This window comes from Bacillus sp. 220_BSPC, from assembly GCF_001054655.1.
Lineage (GTDB): Bacteria > Bacillota > Bacilli > Bacillales > DSM-1321 > Peribacillus > Peribacillus frigoritolerans.
On the sequence record NZ_JVPL01000181.1, the window covers coordinates 1 to 6,782 of the forward strand.

The window sequence follows — 6,782 nt, forward strand, 5'->3', positions numbered from 1 at the left end:
TGGAACGTAAGGTACGAGACTCCTGCGGGAAAAGCGTGGCCAAGGGAGACACCGGAGGCGAGAGCCAAGGGCGGACCGCCCGCGGAAAGCGAGTGCCTGTAGTGGAAATCAACGATCAGATTTGCTAACCCTCAAAAACACTTTCCGTTTTACCCAGAAATTATTCCCTTCCCTCCGACTGTCTGCGAAGCCTCATCAAAGTAAACGTCTCCGGGGTCCCGGCTAGCCGATTTACAATGGTTACTTTCTGCCTTTCGATTGATAATCATTGATGCTACATAAGCCTGGCACGCCTTTCTCTTCCCCATTAACAAAAAAGCACAAACTTATTCAAACTGATTCTACTAACGCAGTTAATCATATTGACTAAGTTTGTGCTGCATCGAAATTCCCGGATGAAGGATAATCAAAATTTTTCGGGTATGACATACTGTATTACCGCTTCGATGAAATGCAGGCAATTTGGACAATAAAAAAATCCCACTGTAAACAGTAGAATTCTTGTAATAATATTTAAACGCAAAGCTTCGTTCTCCAGGTAACGAAACCCTACGTTATGAGTATGTATTGGAGCGGGTGAAGGGAATCGAACCCTCATCATCAGCTTGGAAGGCTGAGGTTTTACCACTAAACTACACCCGCATATTCTTGTAGAAGTTTGTCGAATTACCAATCAACAAAATTAATTATATAGTCTAATGTGAAAAAATGCAATAGTTCTTTTAAAAAATTAATAATTAGCGTATTGTAAAATTAATATATTCATTCACTCTAGTAAAAATGTTAAAAAGTCCCCTGATTGAAGAGAACTTTTTCATCCTATATGGTGATTTAAGACCAAATGACTTCCATTAACCGCGGATAAACCTGCTGTGCCGTTTCAAGCAGCATGATTAACTTCCTGAACGCCAGATCAGGTACGATATCCCCCTCAATGGAGTATGAATAACGAATGGAAATGGTCCCATTTTCTTCATACAGTTTGGAATACCTGAAATTAGCATTATATTCATTCAATAGTGTATGTACATCCTGTTTCTTTTCAGGATTCTTCAACTCGGCGACATTAAAGCAAAATAAGTCCGCCACATTTTCATCTTGATTGAAAGCAAATACTAAAAGGACCTTCCAGCCATCCTTTAACTTTTGCTCTGCCCTAAAAAAGGTGGTGCCATCTTCATTCAACTCATTCATATAGATTTTCTCACTACTTAAAAAATCACGAAATTTAGCAACGTTTGACATGGTTCATCACCTTTCTCTTTGTAATTACATTTTATAATGAAAACTGGCATTTTTACAGACTTTTCTATAAACCTACCAATTTCATCCTATTAATAAGGCCGAATAATCACTCATTTAAAGAAAGGGAGTCAAATTTGAACTCCCATAATAGGATCAATTAGATTGATTAGCCAGTTGCTGCTCCGCAAAACTGAAGCGCTCCTTGCAGGTCCAAAATTTCCTAGCGGATTTTTGAGTATCCTTCAAAGGGTATATATGTCCAAGCACAAAGCAATATCCTTCATATGGATCAAAAGATACCACTAAGGGTAAGAAGGATCAAATTTTAACTTGAAAGGAAAACGGCCTTTTCCCGATTGAATACGAAAAAAGGCCGCTTTTGTTATAAGCTGCTTAAAAATCACAACGAAGGACCTTCCTCAGCTTTATTTCCATAAAACTTATAGTTGAGCGAATTCGGGTTCCGCAACTTTTACAAGCTGTTTTCCGAGGTTCGTTCCTTTAAACAAACCTAAAAATGCATCCGGTGTGTTTTCGAACCCTTCAATAATCGTTTCTTCATACTTCAGCTTTCCTTCTTGAAGCCACTTACCTAATTCCGTAGCACCCTCCTGGAATCTAGCGGCATAATTTCCAACTGTGAAACCTTTCATTAGTGCACTGGTTTTGATCATTGCCGATTGCAGACGCGGTCCTAGATCTTTTCCTTCCGCGTTATATGAGGAAATCGCCCCGCATAATGGAATTCGGGCATTCGCATTCAAAAGTGTAAAAACAGCATCGGACACCTCGCCGCCCACATTATCGAAATAAACATCGACTCCATCAGGAACAGCATTGGCTAAATCTGTTGCAAAACTATCACTTTTATAATTTACGGCTCCATCAAATCCTAGCTCTTTCGTTAAATACTCAAGTTTTTCATCTGAACCAGCGATGCCAACAACCTTCGCACCTTTAATCTTAGCAATTTGTCCGACTACTGAACCGACTGCTCCAGCCGCTCCTGAAACGACTACCGTTTCACCTTCTTGAGGTTTACCAATATCAAGCAAACCAAAGTAAGCAGTTAAACCGGTCATTCCAAGAATCCCTAAATGAGTTGTGACAGGAGCCACCTTGGGATCAATCACACGGATTTCCTTTTCAGTGACAACTGTGTATTCTGCCCAGTCGATATTCCCAACAACGACATCCCCTTGTTTGAAGGAATTCGATTTGGACTCAACAACTTCGGCAACAACGCCGCCCGTGATGACCTTATTCAATTCAAATGGAGCAATATATGATTTGGTATCTTGCATTCTGCCACGCATGTATGGATCGACAGATAAATATAGTGTACGTACTAAAATCTCATTATCCTTCGGTGTGGGAACTTCACTTTCAACAAAGTTAAAATCCCCTTTCGAAGGCATACCTTTCGGACGGTTTGCCAGGGTGATTATTTGTTGTTTGGTTTGTGTCATCATTGTTCCTCCTTGGTTTGAATACGTAATTTCGAAAAGAAGCGTATCACTGATGAAGTTCATAGGTCAAAGAATATGATTGGCTATCGCTTCCATAACACTATTTATGTAGCCTTTCCTGAAAACCTCAAACTTGCTACAGCCTATTATGTCCAATGTTTTTCATTTCGATAAACGGTTCGCCCTCCAGAAAAATTAAACGGCCTTTCCCCGATTGAATACCGGGGAAAGGCCGCAGCTTGAAATAATCTATTTTTATTGTCTGCTTGGCAGGGTTACTGCCCCTTCTTCTCATTAACCAGTTTAATGAACTAATTCGTGGATAGTCTACATCAATTTTGAAATGAACATCGTTGCCATTCCAAAGTAAATAAGTAACGAGAGTATATCATTCAGTGTTGTAATTAGCGGACCAGAAGCAACTGCGGGATCGATGTTGAATTTATATAATATCAAAGGAATAATGGTCCCAGCTAAAGTCCCGATAATCAGGGTCATCACCAACGAACTTCCAACCACTAATCCCAGAACGGGATTTCCCTGCCAAACATAAGCTATGATGGAAATTAATATTCCGCAGGTGATGCCTATTATCAAGCCAACTTTCAGTTCCCGTATAATGAGCCTGGTCACGACTCCTTTATCCGTATCACTAGTGATTAGACCTCTTACAACAACGGCTAAAGATTGAGTACCTGTATTTCCAGTCATCCCTGCGATCATCGGCATAAAGAAGGCAAGTGCAACAACTTTGGACAAGGTTTCTTCAAAACCGCTTATAATGGTTCCAGACACTAATCCGATAAATAAAAGCAAAATAAGCCAGGGCAACCGACGATACGCGGCCACGTGCGCCTTCGTGTCAAAGTCTATAGCTTTACCGGATGCCGATAATTTTTCAATATCTTCATTCGCTTCCTTAATGACAACATCAATAATATCATCGACGGTTACAATTCCTAATAACTCATTATTTTTTTCTACTACTGGAATTGCTAAAAAATCATATCGCTCAATAACACGAGCTACCTCTTCTTGGTCTTCATATGCGGATACGGAGATAACCCGGCTGTACATAATATCTTGAATTTTTTCAGATTCATCATTTATTATTAAATCCCGATATGAGACAACACCTACTAATTTTTTATCATTATCTATTACATAAAGATAGTTGATCGTTTCCGAAAACTCCGCAAAGATTTTCAGTTTTTCAACTGATTCACGCACCGAATAATGTTGGGGGATCCATACAAAACGGTTTGTCATGATTCGCCCTGCCGTTTCAGGGGGGTAATTCATGATATTTTGAACGATTTTTGATTCTTCTTGTTTCATGCCAGAAAGAAGTTCTTCGATTTTTCCAGGGGATAGGTCCTCTAACAATGAAGCTAGATCATCATTATCCATTAAATCCATTACATGGCCGGATTTCTCTATTCCCAATTTACTAAGAATTTTTAATTGATGGACTTTCTCAACTTCTTGAATCAGCTCAGCGATTTGTTCTGAATCGAGTAACAACAAGAAGCGTGTATGGTGTTTTTCTGGGAGCCCTTCAAAAATTCGCGCAATGTCATATGGTTGGAGTTCTTCCAATATCGCTTGAAATTCTTTCTTTTTTCCTTCTTTTAATACCTTTATGATTTGTAAAGTCATTTGATCTTCCGTCAGGACTTTTATCATCTTGTCTCTCACTCCTTTTTAGGGGAGCCAAAAAATATTTCCCTTAAATATTAAGAATAAAAAAAATATTATTATTCCCCTTCCAAAATCTTGTTTCCATTCACGAGTATGCCGTCGTGAATAGTTCTCCAAATCCCTCACCTCCAAGAAAAAATAAAAACACCTCCATTACAAATGAAGGTGTTAAATACGGTATATATGCGTACATTGTCTCGATGACAAATACAAACAGCCTTATATGACTGAATGACAAATACAAGCATAAATCCAGTTCCTCCATTCGTAGAGCTTTAGCACTGTGTGGCATAGGACAAAGCCAGCTACATTAAAAACCACCTTATGTCGATGGTTTCTGTTGACCCATTGGCGTCTTTCGACATTTTTGGGCAGTAGCGTATCTCCTACACAGGAGCCTCACCTAACGAGGATATTTAATTTACACATTCACTCTAAAAGAGTTTCTTTTAGATGTCAATATTTGATTCAAATCATTCTAATTTTGACCTGGTTTTCCGACCTCTAATGAAAACAACACCGACTTTTGCGCCCGGATTAAGATGGTGAGTGAATGTCCCTACCTCTTCAAAAAAGATAAAAGTGTGGAAAAACAAACGGAAACAAGGGCAAATATTGGAATTTTATATTAAAAATTCCTTATAATGAAGACGGATATCCAATGACTGAGTCTAATTATTTTAAGAAAGGAACTGGCTCAAATGAAAAGACTTTTGTCGATTATATGTATTATCGTAAGTGCTGCTTTATTAATGGCAGGTTGCAGAACCAAGGACGATGTACAGGTGGAAGAGAAATCGAAGGAAGTGAGCTCATTGAAAGCTATTGAAGGCAGATGGGAAGGAGATATTAAGATCCCAAATCAACCGCTTCCAATCATTGTTCATTTTACGAAGAAAGATGGAACGATAAGTATTCCTGTACAAGGGTTGAACGAATTCCCCTTAACAAGTGTAAAGTTAAGTGAATCAGACTTGTTTTTTGATATGAAAATCCAAAATCAGCAAATTACGTTTGATGGGAAAGTAAATCAGGATAAGATTTCAGGAACATTTGTTCAAAAAGGGCAAGCCTTCCCCTTTGAATTGCTCAAGAAATCCGATCAGGCAGTTGAAGAAAAAGAATCAGGTGAAATCGTGCAGGCCGACTTAAAGAACGGAACCATTAAAGGCCTTTTAGAAACACCAAAACATGCAGGGCCTTTTCCTGTGATGATTATAATTGCGGGTTCCGGGCCGACCGATAAAGATGGTAACACCATTGCAACTCCCGGAAAAAATAATAGTTTGAAAATGTTAGCCGAAAGTCTTGCAGAAAAAGGGATTGCAAGCATCAGGTATGATAAGCGCGGAATTGGTGAAAATATGCAATTGGCAGGAAAAGAAGAGAACCTGAGATTTGAACAGTATATTGATGATGCAGCTGCCTGGGTCCAATTTACCAAAAAGGATGGCCGTTTTTCCAAAGTCGGCATCATCGGCCATAGCGAAGGCTCTTTAATTGGAATGGCAGCCGCAAAGAAAACAGAAACAGACATATTCATTTCATTGGCGGGTGCAGGGGAACCTATTGACCAAGTTCTCATGAAACAGCTTGAAGAGCAGCTTACACCGTCGTTATTAACGGAATCCAAAGATATACTGGCAAAGCTAAAACAAGGAAAACAAGTCGAGACTGTCAGTGCTGATCTGCAAAGTGTATTCCGCCCCTCTGTTCAACCTTACATGATTTCTTGGATTCAATATAACCCGCTAGAATCAGTAAAGGAACTGAATATCCCTGTTCTAATCGTAAACGGCAATAGAGACATTCAAGTGCCGGCAACTAATGCAAAAGCGTTACATGAAGAAAAAAGCGATTCAGAATTACTTATAATCGAAAAGATGAATCATGTATTGAAAGAAGCCCCTGCAGATCGAGCAGGGAATTTAGCAACCTATACAAATCCTGAACTGCCATTATCCTCTGGATTGGTGAGTGGAATCATTGAATTTTTAAACAAAAATGACATCACCAGTAAAAATAAAAATACCAATTGAGAATTGTGTCTCCCCCGGGTTTGCAAAGATCACTCAAATGATTCTCGTGCCTTCAATACTAGGGTGAATAATCTTTTTAGGTTATATCATCTTAGCCCTGGTTATCCCATAAGTGTTTGTATTACTAAAATTAAATGAAGATCATTAAGAACTTGAATTGAATAGTTTATTGGATGAGTTAAAAGCATTTTAAATAAATTCTATAGGGTTCTATCTAAAAATTAAAACATAGTTGATTGGAACGGAAGGTGCGAGACTCCTGCCGGAAAAGCGAGTCCAGGGGAGACCCCGCAGGCGCAAGCCGAGGAGGCTCCCCGACCGCCCGCGG

The 6,782-nt window shown here is 39.2% G+C and carries 4 protein-coding genes, 1 tRNA gene and 1 riboswitch; of the genes, 1 reads left to right on the forward strand and 4 read right to left on the reverse strand.

The window, feature by feature from the left end; all coding sequences use genetic code 11:
- Positions 1-568: 568 nt before the first annotated feature.
- The 4 genes from ADA55_RS12810 to mgtE form a co-directional block, all read right to left on the reverse strand.
- Positions 569-642, reverse strand: a tRNA-Gly gene (locus ADA55_RS12810).
- 189 nt (positions 643-831) lie between these two features.
- Positions 832-1,245, reverse strand: coding sequence for a YbjN domain-containing protein (locus tag ADA55_RS12815; RefSeq protein ID WP_048684396.1), 414 nt, complete (start codon positions 1,243-1,245; stop codon positions 832-834).
- A gap of 440 nt (positions 1,246-1,685) precedes the next feature.
- On the reverse strand, positions 1,686-2,714 hold the full coding sequence (locus ADA55_RS12820) for an NADP-dependent oxidoreductase (protein ID WP_048684398.1): 1,029 nt from the start codon (positions 2,712-2,714) through the stop codon (positions 1,686-1,688).
- A gap of 327 nt (positions 2,715-3,041) precedes the next feature.
- Entirely contained in the window at positions 3,042-4,400 is a 1,359-nt protein-coding gene (gene mgtE / locus ADA55_RS12825; protein ID WP_176702821.1) for a magnesium transporter, read from the reverse strand.
- Positions 4,401-4,667: 267 nt separating this feature from the next.
- A riboswitch (M-box (ykoK) riboswitch) is annotated at positions 4,668-4,833 on the reverse strand.
- Between the two features lie 283 nt (positions 4,834-5,116).
- On the opposite strand from mgtE, the gene ADA55_RS12830 reads away from it, so the two are divergent.
- Positions 5,117-6,454 (forward strand): alpha/beta hydrolase family protein, encoded by a 1,338-nt coding sequence (locus ADA55_RS12830; protein WP_048684399.1) that lies wholly within the window; start codon positions 5,117-5,119, stop codon positions 6,452-6,454.
- Positions 6,455-6,782: the final 328 nt, after the last annotated feature.

What these genes read in the sequence shown, in the direction of transcription:
- ADA55_RS12830 (WP_048684399.1), top strand. Translation starts at nt 5,117, where the DNA reads ATGAAAAGACTTTTGTCGATTATATGTATTATCGTAAGTGCTGCTTTA.
- ADA55_RS12815 (WP_048684396.1), bottom strand. Translation starts at nt 1,245, where the DNA reads ATGTCAAACGTTGCTAAATTTCGTGATTTTTTAAGTAGTGAGAAAATC.
- ADA55_RS12820 (WP_048684398.1), bottom strand. Translation starts at nt 2,714, where the DNA reads ATGACACAAACCAAACAACAAATAATCACCCTGGCAAACCGTCCGAAA.
- mgtE (WP_176702821.1), bottom strand. Translation starts at nt 4,400, where the DNA reads ATGATAAAAGTCCTGACGGAAGATCAAATGACTTTACAAATCATAAAG.